25 protein-coding genes are annotated in these 22,154 nt (G+C 73.3%); 19 read left to right on the top strand and 6 right to left on the bottom strand.

Annotated elements, in window-relative coordinates; all coding sequences use genetic code 11:
* Positions 1-4: 4 nt before the first annotated feature.
* Together AC3WUG_RS04595 and AC3WUG_RS04590 are read right to left on the bottom strand one after the other, a co-directional pair.
* The gene (locus AC3WUG_RS04595; protein WP_492326573.1) at positions 5-1,249 is read right to left on the bottom strand and encodes a hypothetical protein; all 1,245 of its coding nucleotides are present in this window, start codon (positions 1,247-1,249) and stop codon (positions 5-7) included.
* An 85-nt stretch (positions 1,250-1,334) separates the two neighbouring features.
* Positions 1,335-2,558, bottom strand: a complete 1,224-nt coding sequence (locus AC3WUG_RS04590) for an ROK family protein (protein ID WP_492326572.1) — start codon at positions 2,556-2,558, stop codon at positions 1,335-1,337.
* Positions 2,559-2,675: 117 nt separating this feature from the next.
* Here AC3WUG_RS04590 and AC3WUG_RS04585 point away from each other — a divergent pair, with 117 nt between their 5' ends.
* From AC3WUG_RS04585 to AC3WUG_RS04570, 4 genes are all read left to right on the top strand, one after another.
* Complete coding sequence (locus AC3WUG_RS04585; protein ID WP_492326596.1) at positions 2,676-4,007, top strand: ABC transporter substrate-binding protein; 1,332 nt, start codon at positions 2,676-2,678, stop codon at positions 4,005-4,007.
* Positions 4,004-4,930 (top strand): carbohydrate ABC transporter permease, encoded by a 927-nt coding sequence (locus AC3WUG_RS04580; RefSeq protein ID WP_147795105.1) that lies wholly within the window; start codon positions 4,004-4,006, stop codon positions 4,928-4,930. The genes AC3WUG_RS04585 and AC3WUG_RS04580 overlap by 4 nt, the downstream gene beginning before the upstream one ends.
* Positions 4,930-5,820, top strand: coding sequence for a carbohydrate ABC transporter permease (locus AC3WUG_RS04575; RefSeq protein WP_217614347.1), 891 nt, complete (start codon positions 4,930-4,932; stop codon positions 5,818-5,820). The genes AC3WUG_RS04580 and AC3WUG_RS04575 overlap by 1 nt, the downstream gene beginning before the upstream one ends.
* Before the next feature lie 69 nt (positions 5,821-5,889).
* A complete protein-coding gene (locus AC3WUG_RS04570; protein ID WP_492326571.1) occupies positions 5,890-7,587 on the top strand; it encodes a glycoside hydrolase family 13 protein in 1,698 nt (565 codons plus the stop codon).
* Positions 7,588-7,636: 49 nt separating this feature from the next.
* Here AC3WUG_RS04570 and AC3WUG_RS04565 read toward each other — a convergent pair whose 3' ends face one another.
* Together AC3WUG_RS04565 and AC3WUG_RS04560 are read right to left on the bottom strand one after the other, a co-directional pair.
* Positions 7,637-8,407: an SRPBCC family protein gene (locus AC3WUG_RS04565; protein WP_492326570.1), complete on the bottom strand. Its 771-nt coding sequence runs from the start codon at positions 8,405-8,407 to the stop codon at positions 7,637-7,639.
* Between the two features lie 87 nt (positions 8,408-8,494).
* Positions 8,495-8,992 carry a small multidrug efflux protein gene (locus AC3WUG_RS04560; RefSeq protein WP_492326569.1) on the bottom strand — a complete coding sequence of 166 codons (498 nt, stop codon included), beginning with the start codon at positions 8,990-8,992 and terminating at the stop codon, positions 8,495-8,497.
* A gap of 153 nt (positions 8,993-9,145) precedes the next feature.
* Between AC3WUG_RS04560 and AC3WUG_RS04555 the strand changes: the two genes are divergently transcribed.
* The 3 genes from AC3WUG_RS04555 to AC3WUG_RS04545 are packed head-to-tail and all read left to right on the top strand — an operon-like array spanning position 9,146 to position 11,605.
* Positions 9,146-10,387, top strand: coding sequence for a sensor histidine kinase (locus tag AC3WUG_RS04555; RefSeq protein ID WP_492326568.1), 1,242 nt, complete (start codon positions 9,146-9,148; stop codon positions 10,385-10,387).
* Entirely contained in the window at positions 10,384-10,986 is a 603-nt protein-coding gene (locus AC3WUG_RS04550; RefSeq protein WP_492326567.1) for a response regulator, read from the top strand. The genes AC3WUG_RS04555 and AC3WUG_RS04550 overlap by 4 nt, the downstream gene beginning before the upstream one ends.
* A 46-nt stretch (positions 10,987-11,032) precedes the next feature.
* Positions 11,033-11,605 (top strand): YdeI/OmpD-associated family protein, encoded by a 573-nt coding sequence (locus AC3WUG_RS04545; RefSeq protein WP_492326566.1) that lies wholly within the window; start codon positions 11,033-11,035, stop codon positions 11,603-11,605.
* Positions 11,606-11,609: 4 nt separating this feature from the next.
* On the opposite strand, the gene AC3WUG_RS04540 is transcribed toward AC3WUG_RS04545, so the two are convergent.
* Positions 11,610-12,047: a hypothetical protein gene (locus tag AC3WUG_RS04540; protein ID WP_492326565.1), complete on the bottom strand. Its 438-nt coding sequence runs from the start codon at positions 12,045-12,047 to the stop codon at positions 11,610-11,612.
* A 289-nt stretch (positions 12,048-12,336) separates the two neighbouring features.
* On the opposite strand from AC3WUG_RS04540, the gene AC3WUG_RS04535 reads away from it, so the two are divergent.
* The 10 genes from AC3WUG_RS04535 (at position 12,337) to AC3WUG_RS04490 (ending at position 19,392) form a co-directional block, all read left to right on the top strand.
* Positions 12,337-12,804 carry an SMI1/KNR4 family protein gene (locus AC3WUG_RS04535; RefSeq protein ID WP_492326564.1) on the top strand — a complete coding sequence of 156 codons (468 nt, stop codon included), beginning with the start codon at positions 12,337-12,339 and terminating at the stop codon, positions 12,802-12,804.
* 64 nt (positions 12,805-12,868) lie between these two features.
* A complete protein-coding gene (locus AC3WUG_RS04530) occupies positions 12,869-13,108 on the top strand; it encodes a DUF6959 family protein (RefSeq protein WP_492326563.1) in 240 nt (79 codons plus the stop codon).
* A gap of 205 nt (positions 13,109-13,313) precedes the next feature.
* A complete protein-coding gene (locus AC3WUG_RS04525) occupies positions 13,314-13,598 on the top strand; it encodes a hypothetical protein (protein WP_492326562.1) in 285 nt (94 codons plus the stop codon).
* A gap of 650 nt (positions 13,599-14,248) precedes the next feature.
* Entirely contained in the window at positions 14,249-14,815 is a 567-nt protein-coding gene (locus AC3WUG_RS04520) for a suppressor of fused domain protein (RefSeq protein ID WP_492326561.1), read from the top strand.
* A 58-nt stretch (positions 14,816-14,873) separates the two neighbouring features.
* Positions 14,874-15,098 carry a hypothetical protein gene (locus tag AC3WUG_RS04515; protein ID WP_492326560.1) on the top strand — a complete coding sequence of 75 codons (225 nt, stop codon included), beginning with the start codon at positions 14,874-14,876 and terminating at the stop codon, positions 15,096-15,098.
* Positions 15,099-15,275: 177 nt separating this feature from the next.
* On the top strand, positions 15,276-16,664 hold the full coding sequence (locus AC3WUG_RS04510; protein WP_492326559.1) for an RHS repeat-associated core domain-containing protein: 1,389 nt from the start codon (positions 15,276-15,278) through the stop codon (positions 16,662-16,664).
* Between the two features lie 319 nt (positions 16,665-16,983).
* Complete coding sequence (locus AC3WUG_RS04505; RefSeq protein WP_492326558.1) at positions 16,984-17,256, top strand: hypothetical protein; 273 nt, start codon at positions 16,984-16,986, stop codon at positions 17,254-17,256.
* Positions 17,249-17,818 (top strand): RNA 2'-phosphotransferase, encoded by a 570-nt coding sequence (locus tag AC3WUG_RS04500; RefSeq protein WP_492326557.1) that lies wholly within the window; start codon positions 17,249-17,251, stop codon positions 17,816-17,818. The genes AC3WUG_RS04505 and AC3WUG_RS04500 overlap by 8 nt, the downstream gene beginning before the upstream one ends.
* Before the next feature lie 166 nt (positions 17,819-17,984).
* On the top strand, positions 17,985-18,755 hold the full coding sequence (locus AC3WUG_RS04495) for a DUF1206 domain-containing protein (RefSeq protein WP_492326556.1): 771 nt from the start codon (positions 17,985-17,987) through the stop codon (positions 18,753-18,755).
* A gap of 40 nt (positions 18,756-18,795) precedes the next feature.
* Complete coding sequence (locus tag AC3WUG_RS04490; protein WP_492326555.1) at positions 18,796-19,392, top strand: dihydrofolate reductase family protein; 597 nt, start codon at positions 18,796-18,798, stop codon at positions 19,390-19,392.
* Between the two features lie 80 nt (positions 19,393-19,472).
* On the opposite strand, the gene AC3WUG_RS04485 is transcribed toward AC3WUG_RS04490, so the two are convergent.
* Positions 19,473-20,036, bottom strand: coding sequence for a dihydrofolate reductase family protein (locus AC3WUG_RS04485; RefSeq protein WP_492326554.1), 564 nt, complete (start codon positions 20,034-20,036; stop codon positions 19,473-19,475).
* A gap of 93 nt (positions 20,037-20,129) precedes the next feature.
* On the opposite strand from AC3WUG_RS04485, the gene AC3WUG_RS04480 reads away from it, so the two are divergent.
* Together AC3WUG_RS04480 and AC3WUG_RS04475 are read left to right on the top strand one after the other, a co-directional pair.
* On the top strand, positions 20,130-21,077 hold the full coding sequence (locus AC3WUG_RS04480) for an LLM class flavin-dependent oxidoreductase (protein WP_492326553.1): 948 nt from the start codon (positions 20,130-20,132) through the stop codon (positions 21,075-21,077).
* Positions 21,074-21,985: an endo alpha-1,4 polygalactosaminidase gene (locus AC3WUG_RS04475; protein WP_492326552.1), complete on the top strand. Its 912-nt coding sequence runs from the start codon at positions 21,074-21,076 to the stop codon at positions 21,983-21,985. The genes AC3WUG_RS04480 and AC3WUG_RS04475 overlap by 4 nt, the downstream gene beginning before the upstream one ends.
* Positions 21,986-22,154 lie beyond the last annotated feature (169 nt).

Here is a 22,154-nt window from a genome sequence, read left to right as displayed (position 1 = left end):
GGCCTCACGCGTCCGGGAAGAACCAGCCCACCATCTGCCGGACGGTCTCCGCTCCCCCCGTCGGGGAGCTGGAAGGCAGCGGCTCCGCCGCCGACGGCGCCGGGACGTCCCGGGCGATCCGGCGGGCGCGCGGCAGCTTCTCCAGCGAGTGCACGCGGAACGTCGAGCGGCCGTCCCGCCGCGGCTGTACGGCCGTCCCGACGGCGTCCGGCGACGGGAGCGTGGCGTGCACCCCGGCGAGGTACTCCACCAGGACGTACCGTCGCGGTTCCGTCAGCGCCTCGCCGTGCACGTACGCCGTGACCCACCGGTCGTCGGGGAGGCGGATCGCGTACACGTCGCCGGCCTCGGCCTGCCCGGTCCCCACGTGCGGCGGCAGGGCGCCCCCGGTCCGCGGCGTGCGCAGCAGCGCGGGGATCGCGACGGTGGCGGTCGCCGCCCGCTCGGGCACGGGCCTCGGCCGGGGGCCGTCGAGGTCCACGGCCGAGGTCCCGAGGTGGCCGAACACCCGCTCCACGACGTCCTCCCGCAGCCCGTGGTCCGAGTCCCACCAGGCCAGCGGCGCCTGCACCTCCACCCGCACGCTCGGCCGCTGGTCGCGCTCGGCGTAGGTCGTCCACCGCTCGACCATGCCGGGGCGCCCGGCGGTCGCGACGACGCCGACCAGCGCCAGCTCCTCGAGCACCGACTGGTACGCCCACGCCGACGACGTCGGCAGCACCCCGGTCCGCTTCAGCGCGTCCCGCGCCTTCGACGGGCGGGTGCGGGGCGGCAGGGTGCGCAGCGTGGTGAGGAGCGCGCGCAGCGCCCAGACGTCGTAGTCGGTCGGCTCGGGGCGGGGGTGACCGGCGAGGTCGTCGAGCGCGAGGACGTGCTCGGCGACGGCTCCGTCGATCGGCGCGCCCTGGGTGTGCCGCTGCCAGCGCTCCTCGGCGAGGTCGAGCCCGTGGCCCTCCCGGTGCCCGCACACCCGGCACACGTCGGAGGTGGCGGAGTACGGCTCCGCCGGGTGCACCGGGAGGACGCTGCCGACCGCGACGCCGGTCAGCGCGCTGCGCCAGCCGAAGGGCGCGGACCACAGGCCCGCCACCCAGGCGGACGCGGCGTCCTCGAGCGACCACCGCGCCGCGTGCGCGCGGAGCGCCGCGACCGCGTCGTCGTGCGCGGGGCCGGGCTGCGCCGGCGCCTGGCTGCTGCGCTCGGCGGGGCGCAGGTCGGCGACGAGGGCGGCGTGCGTGAGTGCGGTCACCCGCCGCATCCTCGCGGGTCGGGCCGGCCGGGGCCAGCCTCCTCCGAGGAGTGGTCGCCGCGTGCGCCGCCGCTCCCGCGGGGCGCTATCCCGGTTCGACGACGGCGGCCTCGCGCGACGCCAGGACGTCGAGCGCGTGCGCCCGGGCGGCGGAGCGCGCCTCCGCGATCGCCCCGGTCACGACCACGTCGGCCCCGAGCGGCGAGATCTCGAGCGCCGGCGCGGGCAGGTGCAGCCCCGGCGGCAGCGCCGCGCGCGCGGCCTCGACCACCTGCTGCACCCCGGCCGACACGGCGCCCGACACGACGATGCGCTCCGGGTCGAACATGCTGCCCAGCACGCTGACGACGCGCGCGAGCATCGCGCCGACCCGCTGCACGACCTGCAGGGCGTCGGGGTCGCCGTCGGCGGCGAGCTCCAGCACCCGGCGCCCGTCGAGGTCCTCGGCGGCGACCTCCGCGAGCGGGCCGCCGGAGACGACCTCGCCGCGCGCGACGGCGTCGGCCGCCCACTCGGCAGCCCGGGCCCCGAGCCCGTACGCGGCCCCGACGCCCTCGACCAGGTCGAAGGCCACCATCTCGCCCACGCCGCCGTGCGCGCCGTGCAGCACCCGGCCGTCGACGACGACGCCCGCGCCCAGGCGCTCGCCCGCGAGCAGCGCCACGTAGTTCCGGCTGCCGACCGCGGCCCCGCGCGTGCCCTCGGCGACCGCGGCCAGCGAGGCGTCGTTCTCGACGCGGACCAGCGGCGCCCAGGCGAAAGCGTCGCGGAGCCCCGGGTTCATCCGGTCCCAGAAGCCGTCCGGGTGCGGGGGCGAGTCGCCGTGCGTGTTGACGGGGGCGGGCACGCCGGCGCACAGGGCGAGCACGTCGGCGCGCGTCCGGCCCGCGGCGGCGAGGGCGTCGTCGACCGCGGCCAGGACGGCGGCGCGCCGGGCCGCGGGGTCGTCGTGCAGCGGGCCGAGCACCGCCCGCGCCGTGCCGAGCCGCGCGCCGCGCAGGTCGGCGACGGTGGCCGTGACATGCACCTGGCCGCTGTCCACCCCGACGAGCACGGCCGCGTCGGCGACGAGCCCGAACCGCCGCGCCGGGCGGCCCTTGCGGTAGGCGCCGGCCGCGCGGGCGTTCGGCAGCTCCCGGAGCAGCCCGGTGGTGGTGAGGGCGTCGAGCGCCTCGATCGCGGTGGAGCGGGTCAGCCCGGTCGCGGCGATGACCTCGCTGGCGGTGAGCTCGGCGGCGTCCCAGGCGCAGGACAGCACGGCGTCGAGGCTCGCGGGCCGCGCCGCCGTGCGGGGGGTCTGCGTCGTCACAGGTCTTGACCGTCCTTCCTCGGCGCTGACACACTGCCCGAGGCGAGTTGATTTGCCAAGTAGATCTAGTGGGCGACGATGAAGTTCGCCCGACCGGTGTCCGCGACGGAGGGGACGATGGTGCAGGGGATCTCTCGACCCGCGGGGCGGACGGGACGGGTGCGGCGCGTGCGCCGGGCCGTCGCGTCGGCGCTCGTGGTCCTGACCAGCGGGGTGCTGCTGGCGGCGTGCGGCGGCGACGGCCGCGACGAGGTGCGGTTCGCGTTCAGCAAGCGCGAGGCGATCGGCTTCATGACGGAGCTGGTCGACGAGTACAACGCCGCGCAGACCGACGTGCGGGTGGTCCTCGACACCTCGGGCGTGGACGTGGTGTCGGCGAGCTTCGTCCGGGGCAACCCGCCGGACATCGCGCTCGCGAACTACAACATGGAGTCGGCGCGGTTCGTCCAGCGCGGTGCGCTGAGCGACCTGTCGGACACGGAGGCGGCCACCCGGATCCCCCCCGACCTGCAGCCGCTGATGGACCAGTACGGGTCGTACCCGGGCCGGACGAGCGCGCTGCCGTACTCGGTGATGGCGGCGTCCGTCATCTACAACGAGCAGATCTTCGCCGAGCAGGGGATCGAGGTCCCGCAGACCTGGGACGAGCTGATCGCCGCCTGCGAGACGCTGCAGGCCGCCGGGATCACCCCGATCTACGCCACGTTCAAGGACGACTGGACCGTCGCGCAGGGCTGGTTCGACTACGCGGTCGGCGGGCAGGTCGACGTGCTCGACTTCTTCGACCGGCTCGCCGAGCAGGGCACCGACGTCGGCCCGGGCAGCGCGGTGTCGTTCGAGAAGGACTTCACCGGCCCGCTCGAGCAGGCGACGGAGCTCGCGCAGTACGTCAACCCCGACGCCGCCAGCCGCGGCTACGGCGACGGCAACCTCGCCTTCGCGCAGGGCGGGGCCGCGATGTACCTCCAGGGTCCGTGGGCGTTCAGCGAGATCGCCAAGACCGCACCCGACCTCCCGCTCGGCACCTTCCCGCTGCCGATGACCGACGATCCGGACGACCTGGCGGTCCGGGTGAACGTCGACCTCGCGGCCTGGATCCCGGTGGAGGCGAAGCACCCGGAGGCGGCGCGGGACTTCCTGGAGTACCTGTACCGCCCGGAGGTCATCGAGGCCTACAACGCCTCGCAGCTCGGCTTCACCCCGACCACCGACGCCGCGCCCGTCGACGACCCGCGGGTGGCCGGGATGGCGTCGTACTACGAGGACAACCGGGTGTACCAGGGGCCGTCGGTGCTCATCCCCAAGACCATCCCGGTCAACAACTACGCGCAGGCGGTCCTGCTCGGCGGCGACCCCGCCGGGATGCTCCGCACGCTGGACGCGGACTGGGCGCGGCTCGCCTTCCGGCAGCCGGCCCCGGTCACGGAGACGAAGGAGTCGACGCGATGACCAGCACCGTGACCACCGGGACGGCCGCCCGCGCGGCGGCCACCGCCCCACCGCCGCGGCGCGCCCGCCGCCGGGTCGAGCCGATCTACTACCTGCTCCTGCTGCCCACCGTCGTCCTGTTCACCCTGGCGATCACGGTGCCGGGGATCATCGGCATCTTCTTCAGCTTCACCGACTCGATCGGCATCGGGGACTGGAGCTTCGTCGGGCTGACCAACTACGTCGCGATGTTCAGCGACCCGGCGATCCTGCAGAGCTACCTGTTCACCTTCGGCTTCGCCGTCGCCACGGTGGTCGTCGTCAACCTGGTGGCGTTCCTGCTCGCTGTGGGGCTGACCTCGCGGATCCGGATGAAGACGGCGCTCCGGACCGTGTTCGTGGTCCCCATGGTGATCAGCGGCATCATCATCGCGTACGTCTTCAACTTCCTGTTCTCGAACTCGCTGCCCGCCGCGGGCGCCGCCACCGGGATCGGGTGGCTGGAGACGAGCCTGCTGGCCAACCCGGACCTGGCCTGGGTCGCGATCGTCCTCGTCACCGCGTGGCAGTCGATCCCCGGGACGATGCTCATCTACATCGCGGGCCTGCTGTCCGTGCCCGGCGACGTGTACGAGGCGGCCGACCTGGACGGCGCGAGCAAGGTCCAGCAGCTGCTCCGGATCACCGTGCCGCTGGTGGCCGGCTACGTCGTCATCAACGTGATCCTCGGGTTCAAGGGCTACCTGAACGCCTACGACATCATCGTCGGCCTCACGAACGGCGGCCCGGGCACCGAGACCCGCAGCGTCGCGATGACGATCATCGCCGGCTTCAACGGCGGCGACTACGCCTACCAGATGGCGAACGCGACGATCTTCTTCGTCGTCGCGGTCCTCATCTCGCTCCTGCAGCTCTCCCTGACGCGCACCCGGAAGGCCTCGTGATGGCGACGCAGACGACGACGGCGGTCGCGGCCGCCCGCGGCACCGGCCGCACCACCGGCCACGTCCGGTCCGAGCGCACGAACTGGTCCGGGACGGTCGTCCTGGTGCTGTGCGCGGTCACCGTCCTGCTGCCGCTCTACGTGACGGTGTCGATGGCGTTCAAGACCCAGGGGCAGGCGGTCGACGGCCAGGCCTTCTCGCTGCCGGCGCCGTTCAGCGTCGACGGGTTCGTCGAGGCGTGGAACCTCACGAAGTTCCCGGTCGGCGCCGGCATCTCGCTGCTGGTGACGGCGGGCACGGTCGTGGCGACCATCCTGCTGGCCGCGTTCGCGTCGTACGCGATCATGCGGAACTGGGACCACCGGCTGTTCCGGTACTCCTTCTACTACCTCCTCGCGGCGATGTTCATCCCGTTCCCGGTCGTCGCGCTGCCGCAGATCCAGCTCACGGGCCGCGTCGGCCTGGACAACCCGTTCGGCGTGATCCTGCTGGCGACCATGTTCCAGCTCAGCTTCAGCGTGCTGCTGTTCACCGCGTTCCTGCGGTCGATCCCCGAGGAGCTCGAGGAGAGCGCGCGGCTCGACGGCGCCACGACGTGGCAGACGTTCTGGCGGCTGATCTTCCCGCTGCTGGCGCCGATGAGCGCGACCGTCGGCATCTTCGCGTTCCTCTACGCCTGGAACGACTTCATGATGCCGTCGCTGATCATCTCCGACCCCGCGCTCCAGACGCTGCCCGTGCGGCAGAACCTGTTCCAGAACCAGTTCAGCAACAACTACCACGTGGCGTTCGCCTCCTACCTGATGGCGATGGCGCCCGCGATCGTCGCCTACCTGTTCACCCAGCGCTGGGTGATGGAGGGCGTCACCCAGGGCGCGGTCAAGGGCTGACCACCGCCGCCGCGACCCGGTACCCCCGCCCGACCCGACAGCCGCCGAGCCCCAGGAGGACGCACCCGCATGACCGCACAGGACACCACCACCGCGCCCGCAGCGAGCACCCCGCCCGGGGACGTCCCCGCCTGGTGGCGGCAGGCCGTCGTCTACCAGGTCTACCCGCGCAGCTTCGCCGACGCCGACGGCGACGGCCTCGGCGACCTGACCGGGATCACGCGCCGCGCCGGCTACCTCGCCGAGCTCGGGGTCGACGCCGTCTGGCTCAGCCCGTTCTACCCGTCGGCGCTCGCGGACGGCGGCTACGACGTCGCGGACTACCGCGACGTCGACCCGCGGCTCGGCACCCTCGACGACTTCGACGCGATGGTCGAGGCGCTGCACGCCCGCGGGATCCGGGTCGTCGTCGACATCGTGCCCAACCACACCTCGGACCAGCACGCCTGGTTCCGCGCGGCGCTGGCGGCGGGGCCGGGGTCGCCGGAGCGCGCGCGGTACATCTTCCGGGACGGGGCGGGACCCGACGGGGCGGAGCCGCCGACCGACTGGGAGTCGACGTTCGGCGGGCCGGCCTGGGAGCGGGTCGCCGACGGGCAGTGGTACCTGCACAGCTTCGCGACCGAGCAGCCCGACCTCGCCTGGGACCACCCGGAGGTCCGCGCGGACTTCGTCCGGACCCTGCGGTTCTGGTCGGACCGCGGGGTCGACGGCTTCCGGATCGACGTCGCGCACATGCTGACCAAGGACCTGACGGAGCCGCTGCCGTCGGCCGCCGAGATCGAGGCGCTGCCCCGCGACGGGAACCACCCGCTGTACGACCGGGACGACGTGCACGAGGTGTACGCCGAGTGGCGCACCGTGCTCGACGACTACGACCCGCCGCGCGCCGCCGTCGCCGAGGCGTGGGTCGACTCCGAGCGGGTGCCGCTGTACGCCCGGCCCGAGAGCCTCGGGCAGTCCTTCAACTTCGACCTGCTGCTCGCGGAGCCGGACGCCGGCGAGTTCCGCCGCATCGTCACCGACAACCTCGAGCTGGCCGCGCGCTCCGGGTCGTCGAGCACCTGGGTGCTGTCGAACCACGACGTCGTGCGGCACGCAACCCGCTACGGCATCGCGCCGCGCGGCGACGGCCTCGCCCCGCGGGAGCGGGCGGCGCGGTGGCTGCTGGAGGGCGGTCCCGAGTCCGGGCTGGACCGGGAGCACGGCCTGCGGGTCGCCCGGGCCGCGACGCTGCTGGTGCTCGGCCTGCCGGGGTCGACCTACCTCTACCAGGGCGAGGAGCTCGGCCTGCACGAGGTCGCGGACATCCCCGCGGAGCAGCGGCAGGACCCGACCTTCTTCCGCACCGGCGGGACGCAGGTCGGCCGCGACGGCTGCCGGGTGCCGATCCCGTGGACCGCCGACGGCGGCTCGTTCGGCTTCGGCACCGGCGACGCGCACCTGCCGCAGCCGGCGTGGTTCGCCGAGCACGCGGTCGCGGCCCAGGAGGCGGACCCCGGCTCGACGCTCGGGCTCTACCGGCGGGCGCTCGCGGCCCGGCGGCGGCTCCAGGGCGCCGAGGAGCTGGCGTGGGTCGAGACCGGGCGGGACGACGTCCTGCACTACGTGCGCCCGGGCGGGTGGCACGTCGTCACCACCTTCGGGGCCGAGCCGTACCGGGTCGAGGCCGGTCGCCTCGTGCTGACGAGCGCAGAGCCCGGTGCCGCGGCGGACGGCGTCGTGCCCGGGTGGACGACGGCCTGGTTCCTGGCCGACGAGGCCTGACGCACCGCGCCCCCCGTCGGACGGAGTGCCGACCGGGGGCGCCGGCCCGTCAGATCTGCGCGGCGGGGTCCGTCCCGTCGTCGGCCCCCGGCGCGGTCCGCGTCGGCGGCACGTCGACCACGGGCGCGGCCTCGCCGGCGACCGGTTCCGCCGGCGGCAGCGGCTCCGCGGTGGCGGGCGCCACCGGGTCGGACTCCGCCGCGCCCGCGTCGCCGCCGGCCCTCGCGGCCCCGACGACGGCCGCGGCCGCCCCCGCAGCCGCGGCGCCGAGGCCCGCGGCCACGGCCTTGCCGGAGAACCCGGCCTTCCCCCGGTCGCCCTCGGACGCGGCGGCCGCCTCGACCCCCGGGGTGCCGACGCCGGCCCCGGCGTTCACCTCGCCGCGCCACGCGCCCGTGGCGTACCCCTCGTCCTCGATGAACGCCTTGAACCGCGCGAGGTCCTTCTTGGCGCGGCTCTCCACGACGCCCAGCGCGTCCCCGACCTTCTCGACCAGGCCCTCCGGCGCGTACTCCAGCGAGAGGTGCACGGAGGTCTGCCCGCCGCCCAGGTCCTCGAACGTGACGGCACCCGCGTTGGTCGCGCCCTCGGTGGCCGCCCAGGCGACCTTCGCGTCGCGGACCTGCTCGAGGATCCGCGCCTCCCACTCCCGCTTCACGCCGGCGATCTCGGCGACCCACCGCAGGCGGTCGTCGCCGAGCTGGGTCACGGACTGCACGCCCCCCATGAACCGCGGGAAGTCCTCGAACTGGGTCCACTGGTTGTACGCGACGGAAACCGGCACGTTCACCAGGACCGACTCCTCGACCTTCGTCGTCATGACGTCTCCTCGTCCGACTGCGCGCCGGGCGGCGGCGCTGCACCCGGCCGGTCCAGCATGCGCGCCGCGGTCGGGGAGCGCCCGCGGTCAGCCCGCGAAGGCGATGACCCCCGTGATGACCAGGCTGATCGCGATCGTCCACAGCGTGATGGCGATCGCCTGCCAGGTGAGGATGCGCGCGCGGGAGATGCCCGAGGCGGCCAACGCCGCCGCGGTGAAGTGGGTCGGGATGAGCAGCGGGCCGAGCAGGCTGACGCCGGCGACCCCGTACCGGGCGAAGGCGCGGTCGAACTTCTGCCGGCTCGCACTCGGCGTCGACGGCGCCCGGCCGCCGCGCGTCACCACGGCCTGCCGGGTGCGGGCGCCGACCGCGACGACCAGCAGCACCGCGAGGAAGTTGCCCGCGATCGCCGCGGCGGCGGCCGCCACGGGGTTGATCCCGCCGACCACGCCGATCGCGGCGGCGCCCTCGCCCTCGACGAACGGGACGGCGCCGGCGAGCGCGACGCCCGCGGGCTGGAGCCAGTCGGGGAGCTGGGCGACGAGCTCCTGGAACTGGGGGACGACGTCGGGCAGACCAGCCATGGGGACCTCCGGGGTGCGGTGCGGACGGGTGCTTCTCGGTGCCTCCATCCCACGTCCCGCGCCCGGCGCGCGGCAGTGTCGCGGTGTCACCGGCGTCCGTGAGGTCCCGGGGGGTCGCCCCGTGACGGATGTCATGGCCGTACGGTCGGGTCCATGGCGGAGCGGGGTCGGGCGACGTGGGCGGGGGCGGCCGGCCCCTACGCCGGCGGCGTGCGCGCGACCTGGTGGTACACCGTCGCCGGCCTGGTGTTCCTCGACCTGGTCGTGCTGATGAACTGGTGGCTCTGGCTCGGCGAGCTGCCCGAGCACGTCGTGCTGCCGGGCGGTGCCGCGCTCGCGGCGCTCGGTGCGGTGCTCCAGCTCGCGGCCGCGACGGTGCTGGTCCGCGACTACCCGGTGGGCGTGCCCGGCACCACGGAGGACGAGGGCGGCGGCCCGGACCGCGGCCCCCGTGGCCGGCGCGCGGTCGCGCTGGTGGTCGGCGTCGCCGGGGCGGTCCTGCTGGGCGTGACGACCGGGTCCTGGATGCTCGGGTCCGGCGTGCTCGCCTTCCTCGTGAGCCTGCTGCCGTGGCCGAAGGGCGTCCGCTGGCGGCTGATCGCCCTCCTGACGCTGGTGCTCGCGGGCCTCTGGGTGGTCGACGCACCGCGGCTCGGCATCGACACCGACGACGCCGACCTGTCGACCCTGCCGCCGACGCTGATCCTGCTGCTGCCCGCGCTGTCCGCGTTCTCGCTGTGGTGGTGGGACCTGGTGCGGGAGCTCGACCGCGCGCGGGAGGCGGCGGGCGCCGTGTCCGCGATGCGCGAGCGCCTCCGGCTGGCCGGCGAGGTGCACGACCTCCAGGGCCACCACCTGCAGGTCGTCGCGCTGCAGCTCGAGCTCGCGGAGCGGCTGATCGAGCGCGACCCGGCCGCGGCGGCCGAGCAGATCCGGACCGCGCGGGCGTCGGTCGACGAGGCCCGGGCCGGCACGCGGGACCTCGCGACCCGGTTCCGCGGCGTCCCGCTGCCCGACGAGCTGGCGAACGCGGCGGACCTGCTCCGCGCCGCCGGCCACGAGGTGCACGTGCAGGTCGGCCCCGGTGCCGAGCACGCCCCGGCGGACGTCCTCGGCCCGCTGGTCCGCGAGAGCGTGACGAACGTCCTCAAGCACGGCGGCGGGGCCCGCGCGCGGATCAGCCTGCGGCGCGACGGCGACCGGTGGCGGTACGCCATCGTCAACGACCGCGACCCCGGGTCGGACCGGGACGCCACGGCGCCGGACGGGACCGGCATCGCCGCGATCCGGGACCGGATCGGGGCGCTGGGCGGCGAGGTGCACGTGCGCCGCGACGAGGAGTTCGAGCTGACGGTCGCGGTGCCCGTCGGCGCGGGAGAGGAGGCCGGCGCGTGATCCGGGTGCTCATCGCCGACGACGAGGACATGATCCGCACGGCGCTCGCGGCGCTGCTGCGGCTGGAGCCGGACCTCGACGTGGTGGCGGAGTGCGCGTCGGGCACGGAGGCGCTCGCGGTGGCGGAGCGCGCCCGGCCCGACGTGTGCCTGCTGGACCTGGAGATGCCGGGGATCGACGGCATCGACACCGCCGCGCGGCTGGGCCGCACCGTGCCGACCCGGTGCCTGGTGGTGACCCGGCACGCGCGGCCCGGCGTCCTGCGCCGCGCGCTGCAGGCGGGCGTCGACGGGTTCCTGCCGAAGTCCCGGCCGGCGCAGGACGTCGCCGAGGTGATCCGGCTGGTCGCGGCCGGGCGGAGGTACGTCGACCCCGAGGTCGCGGCGGACGCCCTCGCCGACGAGCGCAGCCCGCTGACCGACCGCGAGCTCGACGTGCTGCGGGCCGGGCGCCGCGGGGAGACGATCGCGCAGATCGCGGCCGCCGTGCACCTGTCGCCCGGGACGGTGCGGAACCACGTGTCGTCGATCCTCGGGAAGGTCGGCGTGGCGACCCGGCAGCAGGCGGTGCTCGCCGCGGAGGAGCGGGGCTGGATCTGAGCGCGTCAGGCTTGTGCCCGGCGGGCCGCCCGTCGAGGCTGCTCGCATGACCGAACCGGATGCGGCCGAGGCGCCGCTCGTCGTCGCCGACGCGGCCGCGTGGCGCGCGTGGCTGGACGCCCACGAGCACGAGACCACGGGCGTGTGGCTGGTGCTGGCGAAGAAGGGCACGGTCGAGCCGACGTCGCTGACCTACGCGGAAGCGCTGGACGAGGCGCTGTGCAGCGGCTGGATCGACGGGCAGAAGCGCAGCCGCGACGACGCGACGTTCCTGCAGCGGTTCACACCGCGGCGGGCGCGGTCGATCTGGTCGCAGCGGAACGTCGAGCACGTCGCCCGGCTCGTCGCGGACGGCCGGATGCGGCCGCGCGGGCACGCCGAGGTGGACCTCGCGCGCGGCGACGGGCGGTGGGACCGGGCCTATGCCGGGTCGGCGACCGCGGAGGTCCCGGCCGACCTGATCGCTGCCCTCGACGCCGTCCCCGCCGCACGCGCGGCGTTCGACGCGCTGGACCGGCAGGCGCGTTACTCCGTGCTGCACCCGCTCATGGTCGCGCCGACGCCGGAGGTGCGGGCGCAGCGGGTCGCGCGGGCGGTGGCTCGGCTGGTGGGGGAGTAGGGCGCTACCGGGCCGTCCCGGGCCTGCGTACCCCCGGACCGAGCCGGACCGGGACCGCCCGCCGGGTTTGCGCGAGGCGGTCGCGCAGCCGCGCGTTCTCCGCCTCCAGCTGCGCGACCCGGTCGCCCAGGGCGGCCGCGCGGTGTTGCGCGTCCGCGAGCCGGCGGCGCAGCGCGGCGTCCTGCCGGTCCGCGGGCGCGGGCGGGACCGTGGCCTGGAGCGCCCGGATCCGCGCGGCGAACTCCCGGTGCTGCCGCAGGTAGGTCACGGAGCAGTGCGCGGCGATGGCGATGGAGAGGAAGTCGAACGGGCCGCCGTCGCGCTCGGCCAGGTCGATGGCGTGCTCGACGTGGTCGCGCACGACCTCGGCGCGGTGCCGCGCCTGCTCGATCACGCCGTCCCGCCCCGGGAGGTCTTGCTGCACCCACTCGTCCGACTGCACGGGGCCCACCCTGCTCCTGCTGCCGGGGCGGTGGGCAACCTGGGAAGCGCTGTCGTCCCGAGGGGCGGTCGACGGACCCGATCACATAGCCCCAGAAGGGCAACCGGGCTGCGACCATCGGCCCAGGTGGCCTGTGACGCACGCCTCGGTCGCGGAGGCCGGCGTGCTGCGACGGACCGCGAGCAGCCGCGCCGTGGGCGCGCCCGGTGGTGGTGCACGGGCTCGTCCAGACGAGGGACGCGGCACCAGTTCCCTCCGTCGACGTGCGGCGCGGACTAGGGTCCGCGGCATGACCGTGCTCACGCAGGCGCTCGATGACCTCGAGCAGCGCATGGGCGCGCTCGGCCGGCACGAGGCGCTGCGGGCACTCCGTCCCGGGACCGCGCCCGGCAGGATCACGACGGCACTCGCGGAGCGAGGACTGCCGGCGCCGCCCGAGGTCCAGGCGCTCTTCGCGTGGCACGACGGTGTGATGGTGCCGCCGGGCGGGCTCGTGGACGACGTGGACTTCTTCGCCGTCGACCTCGGCACCTCTGAGGGACAGGTCTTGCGGGTCGTCCCGGACGAGATCGAGGGGCCCGTCGTCTTCTCCGCCGTCCGGAACCTGATCGCGACGATCGTGGAGGCGTACGACCGAGGAGTCGTCCGCGTCGAGGGTGACTACCTCGAGCTGGACGACCGGGCGTTCGGCCGGCTGGCCGCCGAGCGGGAGCCCGCTCTGCCCTGGTGGCCGGCGTACGTGGCGGGCGAGGTATGACGGCGCGGCTCGGCACGCCGCGCGTGACCCGCACTGCCGCCTCGCTCCCTGAAGGAGGTCGCGCATGACCCGCATCGTGAGGCTCGCCGGCGACGGGAACCTTCAGCTCGCGCTGCTCGAAGGGCGGAGGTTCCCCGGACTCCTGATCCAGGGAGACAGCCTCAAGAGCCTGCTGGACGACCTGATGGAGGAGGCGCCCGACAGCGTCGCGGCCGAACGGCTGTCGGAGTGGGTCGGCGCGTACGAGGCGATGATGCGCGACGCCGGGCTGCGCCTCCCCTACCCGGGCGGGTCGCAGCCGTGACGGAGCTGCTCCCGGCGGACCATCCTCCCCCGCGCGTCACCGTGCGGTTGGACATCAACCGCACGACGCCGCGCGGCACGAAGGGACGAGAGGAGATCGCGTGTCAGTCCGGACGTCCCCGACAGACCGGCCGACGTACTTCTTGAGCTCGCTCGAGAGCGCCCGGTTCGGACCCGTGCGCGCGTGCAGCGTCCTGCGGTCTCTGGTGTTCGACACCGGGAAGCTTGCGATCGCGGCGCGGATCGAGCCGGGCGTCATCGGTCAGGACGTCAACCGCGGGGCCGATGTCGAGACCGTGGTCCTGACCGCTCGCCACGAGGGTGCATCCGTCGACCCGGTGTCGGAGTTCCCGTGCTTCGTCTTCATCGCGATCCCGCGAGAGGGTCTCGACGGCCTCGAGAGCCCGGTCGCGGCGGAGGACCTGGAGATCATCGGGTGGGGAGAGCTCTACCGCACGCACGAGGACGCCGCGCGGCACGTCTTCGGCTAGGGCGTGTCATTCAGCTCCTCGGGGCAGGCGGGGAGAAGGCCGAGGTCGGGGCAACCAGGAGGAGCGTGGGGACGATGAGATCGGCACCGTTGACCCACGACCAGATCCGAGGAATCGACTGGCAACACCTGCGATCTGGTCGAGGGGACAGCTCGTCAGTTGCTCGTGATCTTGAGGCGCTGCTACTCGGCGACTCCGCGCAGGCTAGTGCCGCATATGCTCAGCTCGAGAATGCTATCGAGTCACAGGGGCGTATTTTCGAGTGCGCCCCCGCGGCTGTCGCGGTGATCATCGCGGCACTCGCAGATGACGTGATCCCTGCGGGGAACTTGGCGTCGAGCCTTGATCTTCTCGGGCGCGTACTCGCTGGACGCCCGGATCGTTCCGAGCTCGATATCGGGCGTGATGACCTGCGCGAGGCGGTGTACTCGGAGGCGATCCGGGGGTACTGGTTACTCGTCAGAATCGCGCGGCGAAGGGACGTCTTCAACGCGTGGGATGTCGCGGCGGACGTGGTCTCTTTGCTCGACGATCGATATCCACGCCCATTCTAGAAAAAACGTGTCGCTTCGTCGTCGCGCGTGCGACAGAACGACACGTGCTACCGCGCGTCCAGTGTCAATGCAGAGATGTGGGTCGACAGGAGGACGATGGCGCTCATCAGTCACTACGAAGCGGTTCTCGGCCCTCATCGAGCACATGTGAACTGGGACGAGGGTAGGGATCCAGGTTTCGACGTCGTCCAGTTCGCCGACGAGCCGCGCTGGGGAGGGGTGACCTACGCGACCGTCGGACTCTCTCGCCACGCGCTTCGGTCTCACGTTCCCGGTGCTGAGCTGCGGCAGGAGCTGTTGATGACGGTCTCCACGGTTCCCGACCCCGACAATATCGCGACTCTACTTGCGCAGGTGGGACGAGAGGCGCTGGAGAGCGGTTGCGGCGTTCCCAGGGGAACAGTGGTCGGACCGTATGGCCCACTCTTCCCTGGTTCTGAGATGGAAGCGCTGTACGTTGCGGCCCCGGTGTACCTGCCCGAGGGTTTCGAGACCGCGCGAGACCAGTCCGGGGACATCTTCGTGGGGTGGATGGTCCCGATATCGCACCGTGAGGCCCATTTTGCTCGGGGCAAGGGGTGGCGGGCCTTCGAGCAGCTGCTGTCGTCGTCGGAAGCATTCCTCACGGATCCGTTCCGGCGGGGACTAGATATTCCGGGCTAGTGCTCTTCAGGTGCACGACTTCCCCGTGAGCACATCACTTCTATTTCTTGGACTGACGATGACGACGATCAAGGTGGGCATGGTAGGCCGAGTCCTCGCCGGCGAGGACGCTGGTCGGTTCGTAGAGGTCTCGGATGACAAGTCGTCCTCAGGCGGGTTCCTGATACTGACCTACGACAACGTGGACAGGTCGGGCGACGCGTACGACTCGTGGGTGGAGAGCTTCCCTGACGTGGAATCCTATTTCCGGGAGAGCCGATGGGTCGTCGAGTGGCTCGCGTGAGGACCGCTCTCGGAACGGCGAGCCGCCCACGGTCGACGGTCCGCTCCTCGAGCAGGGCGCCCGCCTCGGCTACGCCACCAGCGGGGTCCTGCACCTCTCCTTCTGGCTTGGGTGACCGTCCGGCTCGCCCGGACCTCCGGCGGCGAGCGGGCCGCACTCGAGATTCTCGGCAACAGCATGGACCTGACGTACGCGTACGACCAGATGGGCAACCCGACCTCGGTCGTCGATCGACCGACCGGCCGCCCGGTCGACGCGCAGTGCTTCGCGTACGACGGTCTGCGCCAGCTGACGTCCGCCTGGACGCCGGCTGACGCGAACTGCGGGGCGGCCCGGTCCGCCACGTCGCTCGGCGGTCCGGCGCCGTACTGGATCGACTACACGCTCGACGCCGCGGGCAACCGCAAGAGCGAGGTCGTGCACACCAGCACCGGCGACACGACCCGGACCTACGCCTACCCGGCGAGCGGCGCGGCGCGTCCGCACGCCGTCACGTCTGTCACGCAGGCCGGCGTGGCGGGCGCCGCCACCAGCACCTTCGCGTACGACGCGGCGGGCAACACGACGACCCGCAACGTCGCCGGGGCAGCAGGGCAGACCCTCAAGTGGGACGCCGAGGGCCGGCTCGAGGCGATCACGCAGGGCACCGCCACCGTGATGCAGGCGCTCTACACCGCCGACGGCGACCGGCTCATCCGCCGGCAGGGTGATGTCACGACGGTGTACCTGCCCGGCGGCCAGGAGCTGAACCTCACTACGGCGACCAACGTCGTGAAGGCGACGCGCTACTACTCGTTCAACGGGCAGAACATCGCGATGCGGACCGGGATGTCCGGCTCGACGGTGAGCTCGCTGGTGGCGGACCCGCACCAGACCGCGACCATCTCCATCGCGAACACGACCAAGGCCGTGACCCAGCGGCGGACGGACCCGTACGGGAACGCCCGGGGCACCGCGACAGGGACCTGGCCGGGTGACCGCGGGTTCATGAACAAGGTGCAGGACACCAGTGGCCTCACGCAGGTGGGGGCGCGGTACTACGACGCGAAGATCGGCCGGTTCGTCTCGGTCGACCCGGTGTTCGAGACGTCGAGCCCCCAGCAGTGGGGGGCGTACTCGTACGCGGACAACAACCCGGTGTCGTACTGGGACCCGACGGGGCTGTTCTCGTTCGGCAAGTGGGTCAAGCAGAAGGCGAGCTCGGCCTGGCGATCGACGACGCGGTTCGTGAACAAGTACCAGGCGGAGATCGTCGGCGGGATCGTCGGGGGAGTCGTCACCGGCGGATGCCTCGCGGCGTCGTGGGGCGTGGGCAGCGTCGGGTGTGCAGCCTTGGGTGGCGCCGCTGCCAGCGCTGCAACAAATCTGTGGCGCTCGCAGGTCCAGAAGACGCAGGCGTTCTCATGGGCAGCCCTCGCTCGTGACACCGCCGTCGGGGCGATCGCTGGCGCGGCTGGCGGACTGATCGGCAAGGCCGCGGTCGCCGTCGCGCCGGCCGTCAGACGGGGCGCTGCTGCCCTCGCTACACGCGCCGCGGTTCTGCTCAGCAAGCGAGCGCCGCAGTAGCAAAGGCGGGTCAAGCGGTTGCGGCTGCGGCCCGTACGGTGGTCAGGCGCGCTACGGCGAAGTCGGTACCCTCAGCCAATGTCCGTTTCAGTCAGAGTTCAGTAAATGGGGCCGCGAAGATCGAGTCGAGCATGAGCAGTCGCGGTTGGTCAGGCGATCCGATCGATGCCGTTAGGATGCCGGATGGAGGTCTCACATCGGTGGACAACACCCGGCTACTCGCGGCGAAGCGGAACTGATGGCAGATCTATTGACGACTGAAGAGCTCCCAGTCGGATTTTGGTATCCGCCTTCTTTTGCGCGGATAGTTGAACTCGGCTTGACCAACCTCGAGCCCTGGCACATTCTTGAGGGCGCCGAATTACGCGAACGCCGCTCGGGCTTGAAGCGACGCTTTCCATCGCGCGACCTTGTCCCATTCGCGCGGCGACAGGACACCGACGACGTTGCGTGCTGGGAGCCAGAAGACCGCGGGAGGCGTGTCGTGGTTATCCACGACTTCGCATCACCGGGGTGGGAAGATCGTGCGGAGTATGACGGATTTCACGAGTGGCTGCGCCAGGCCGTCGAGGACCTGATCGACTTTGAGTGACCTGAGCCGCGCGGTCTCTCACGCTCTTCGCCATGAGCCCTGGGTATTCGAGCTCGAATTGGACGCCGATGGTTGGACTTCACTCGATTCCTTGGTCGAAGCGTTGCGCCGAGAGCCGGCGTGGTCCGCGTTAGACGTAAAAGGCGTCGTCGAGATGGTCGCTGGCGCATCCAAGAAGCGGCACGAGATCGAGGGTGATCGAATTCGTGCCCTCTATGGTCATTCGGTCCCTGGCCGCATCTCAAAGACTCCTGCGGCCCCGCCAAATCTACTGTTCCATGGCACGTCGCCGCGAAGTTCGAGGACGATCTTAATAGACGGTCTCTGGCCCATGGAACGCCAGTATGTCCATCTTTCGGTGGATCGGGAGACTGCTCGCGAAGTGGGTCGACGCAAGTCCCCGGACCCGGTGGTTCTCGCGATCGACGCTCAGCGCGCCCACCACGAAGGTGCGAGGTTCTACCGCGGGAACGACAGGGTGTGGCTCGCAGACAGCGTCCGCTCCTACTTCATTGCGGAACTCCCCCCCCGCGTAGCGGGCCCGGCCTGGCGATCATCCTGACTAGTTGTGGTGTGACCTTCAGCGCCGGTTCCCGTACCCCTCCGTTTCTACTCATCGGCGCATCGATCTTCGGGCCGCGTCCGGTTTCGAGCCCGAGGTGTCGTCAAGTTGAAGCAGGTGTGGGGTCCCGGTCGCCACCAACCCCAGCGGATGCCACCCTCGCTGCATGACCGGAGACGTCCAGCACGCAGCCGCCCGCGCCGGTGACCACCCGATCCTGGAGAAGGGTGCCCGCCTCGGCTACGCCGCGAGCGGCGTGCTGCACCTGCTCCTCGCCTGGGTGACCGTCCAGCTCGCCTGGACCTCGGGCGGCGAGCAGGCCGACCAGCAGGGCGCGCTCCAGCAGGTCGCCGGGAACGGCTTCGGCCAGGTGCTGCTGTGGGTGCTGCTGGTCGGGTTCGTGCTGCTGGCGCTGTGGCAGGCGACCGAGGCGATCGCCTGGGGTGAGACCGCCGACCGCCTGAAGGCCGCGGCGAAGGCCGTGACGTACGCGGTGCTCGCGTTCACCACGGTGTCGGTGCTGACGAACCAGTCGTCGGGCGGGTCCGGCGGCGCGACCTCCGGGCTGCTGTCCTCGGGGTTCGGGCGGGTGCTCGTCGGGCTCGTCGGGGTGGGCGTCGTCGCCGTGGCGGGGTACCACGTCGTCAAGGGCTGGAAGGAGAAGTTCCTGGAGGACCTCGAGTCCAGCCCCGCGCCGTGGGTGCGGAAGGCCGGGAAGGTCGGCTACATCGGCAAGGGCGCGGCGCTGGCGGTCGTCGGGGTGCTGCTCGTGGTCGCCGCCGTGCAGGCCGACCCGGAGAAGGCCGAGGGCCTGGACGCGGCGCTGCACGCGCTCGCGGACCTGCCGTTCGGCGCGGTGCTGCTGACGCTCGTCGCGCTCGGGTTCGCCGCGTACGGGGTATACGCGTTCGGCCGGGCGCGGCACGCGAAGGTCTGACCCCTTCTCCGGGGCGCGGCGCGGGACTAGCGTCGCGCGCATGGGCCAGGTCATCGCCTCGGCGACCACGTCGCTCGACGGCTTCATCGCGCGGCACGACCACGGGATCGACGAGCTGTTCGGCTGGTACGACGCCGGCGACGTCGTGGTGGAGAACCACGGCGACCTGCCGCCGTTCCGGCTGACGGAGGAAAGCGCCGCGTACTGGCTGGCGTGGCGGGAGCAGCTGGGGGCGCTGGTCGTGGGGCGCGAGCTGTTCGACCTCACCGACGGCTGGGGCGGGAAGCACCCGCTGGGCGTGCCGTTCGTGCTGCTCACGCACCGGCCGGTCCGGGAGTCGGCGGCGCTGGGGTCGCCCGACCTGGTGGTCATGCACGAGGGCGTCCTGGAGGCGGTCGCCGCGGCGCAAGAGCTCGCGGGGGACAAGGTCGTCGGCGTCGCGGCCGGGACGATCGCGTCCCAGGTGCACGCCGCCGGGCTGCTCGACGCGGTGAACGTCGACCTGGTGCCGGTGTTCCTCGGGTCGGGTCGGCCGTACTTCACGGCGCAGGCCGGCGGGCCCGTGCCGCTCGGCGACCCCACGGTGGTGGTGCCGTCGCGCGGGGTCACGCACCTCAGCTTCCCCGTCCGGCGGTGAGGTCGGCAGAAGACGGCGAGGTCGTCACGAACGTCTGACGACCTCGCCGCGATGTGACGACCTCGGCGTGGCCCGCGGGGTCAGTGGACCTCGTGCACCCGGTGGTGCAGGTGCGCCACCCCGTTCGCGAACCGCTCCAGGTCCAGCAGCTCCAGGTCGACGCGCACGTCCCGCGGCAGCGCCCGGGTCCCGCCGCCGACCAGGACCGGCGACACGAACAGGTGCACCTCGTCCACCAGCCCGGCGCGCAGCGCCAGGCCGGCGAGGTGCGCGCCGCCGACCAGCACGTCGTGCGGCGAGCTGTGCAGCAGCCGGCGCACCGCCTCGGGGTCGAAGGTCGGCTCCACCTGGGTGCGCGCGCTGCGCGGCGTGGTGAGGGTGGTCGAGTAGACGACCTTGTGCGCCGCGCGCCAGAGCTGGGCGTAGTCCTGGACGGCGGGCGGCTCGTCGGCGGTCTCCATCGTCTCCCACGCGACCATCACGTCGTAGAGCCGGCGCCCGTACAGGTACGTCCCGACGCCGCGGTGCAGCTCGTTGACCCGCTGGTGCACCGCCTCGTCCGGCATGCTCCAGTCGAACCGGCCGTCGCGGTCGGCGACGAACCCGTCGAGCGACGTGATCGCGGAGTAGACGAGCCTGGCCATGGCCGACCTCCCGACGTGGGCGGGTCCCGCGACGCCGCGGGTCAGGGCACCAGGACAGCACACCGGGATGCGCCGCGCCCGTAGGGTCGGGGCATGAGCCTCGACGTCGGCGTCCTGCTGCCCCGTGACCTGCCCGCCCGCCAGGTGCTGCCCTACGCGCGACGCGCCGACGAGCTCGGGTTCGCCGAGCTCTGGGTGGTCGAGGACCTCGGGTTCCGCGGCGGGATGGCGCAGGCCGCGGCGGCGCTCGCGGTGACGGAGCGGATCCGCGTCGGCGTCGGCATCCTGCCGGTCGGCGCGCGCAACGTGGCGTTCGCGGCGATGGAGGCGGCGACGGTCGCGGAGCTGTTCCCGGGCCGGCTGCACCTCGGCATCGGCCACGGGATGCCGGACTGGATGCGGCAGGCCGGTGCGTGGCCGGCCAGCCCGCTGACCGCGTTCGAGGAGTACGTGACCGCGCTGCGCGCGCTGCTGCGCGGCGAGGAGGTGACCGTCGACGGCCGGTACGTGCGGCTGGACGGCGTGCGGCTGGAGACCCCGCCGTCCGAGGTGCCGCCGGTGCTGGCGGGGGTGCGCGGGCCGAAGTCGCTCGCCGCGGCCGGCCGGTGCGCCGACGGGACCGTGCTCGCGGAGCCGGTGGGTCCCGAGTACCTGGCCGCGGCGATCGCGCAGATCGGCCACGCGCCGGACCACCGGGTGGTGGCGTACGAGGTCGCGGCCGTCGACGCCGACGCGTCCGCCGCGCGGGACCGGGTGCGGCCCGCGCTGGCCTGGGTCGGCGACCCGGGCTGGGCGCCGCACATCGACCCGATGGACTTCGCGGCGGAGTTCCGCGGCCTGCGCGACCGGACCCCGGACCGGGCGGAGTTCGCGGCCGCGCTGCCGGACGCCTGGGTCGACCGGCTCGCGGTCGTCGGGACGCCGGAGCAGGCCCGGGCGCGGCTGGACGGGCTCGCGCTGGCCGGCGCCGACGCGGTGGTGCTCGCGCCCGCGGGTCCGGACCCCCTCGCGGCCCTCGAGGGGCTCGCGGCGGTGCTGTGAGCGTGCTCGCCCGGCTGGTCCGTGCGGCACCCGCCGCGGCGCTGGCGCTCGCGCTGGTCGGGGGCTGCGCGGCGGGTGGCGGCGCGGACGACGGCGCGCGTGGTGCCGACGTCGCCGCCGACGGGCCCGGCTCGGCGGACGCGGACGCGGGCGAGCCGACCCGCGCCGCCTCCGACGAGCCCCACCCCGGCGGTCCGCCGGCGGGCGTCGTCGTCGACTACCAGCTCGGGGGCGGCTACCCCGTCCCGGACGGTGTCGGCGGCGTGGTCCGCGACGTCACCGACGAGCCCGAGCCCGGCCTCTGGTCCGCCTGCTACGTCAACGGGTTCCAGACCCAGCCCGGCGACCGCGAGGCGTGGCTCGCCGACCACCCCGACCTGGTGCTGCGCGACGACGCGGGGGAGCCCGTCGTCGACGAGGGCTGGCCGGACGAGCTGCTGCTCGACACGACGACCGCGGCGAACCGGGCGGCGCTCGCGGACCTCCTCGGCGCGCAGGTCCGGGCGTGCGCCGAGCGCGGGTTCGTCGCGGTCGAGCTCGACAACCTCGACTCGTGGACCCGGTCCGGCGGCCGGCTCGACGAGGACGGCGCGGTCGACCTGGCCGCCCGGCTGGTGGCGGTCGCGCACGACGCGGGGCTCGCGGCGGGGCAGAAGAACACCCCGCAGCTCGGGGCTCGCGGGCGGGACGAGGCGGGCTTCGACTTCGCGGTGGCGGAGGAGTGCGCGCAGTACGACGAGTGCGCGGCGTACACGGACGTCTACGGCGCCGCGGTGCTGGACATCGAGTACACCGACGACGGCTTCGCGGCGGCCTGCGCCGACCCGGACCGGGCGCCGTCGACGATCCGCCGCGACCGGGACCTGAGCACGTCGGACGACCCGGCGCACGTCTTCGACGCCTGCTGACGGGACCGCGCCCGGCCGGCGGCCCGGCTGATCCCCGCCCGGTTCTCTCGCCGCACCCTGATCGATCGGGCGACCGTGCGAGAAAGAGCCGGGGACCAGGGGCGCCGGGCTGCAGCCCGCACGACGACGGCCCCCCGACCCGATCCGCGGGTCGAGGGGCCGTCGTGCG

It is taken from the genome of Cellulomonas sp. EB106-03-03-XG116, from assembly GCF_058792015.1.
The sequence above is the reverse complement of the archived record's forward strand: the minus strand, read 5'-3'. Positions and strand labels throughout refer to the sequence as shown.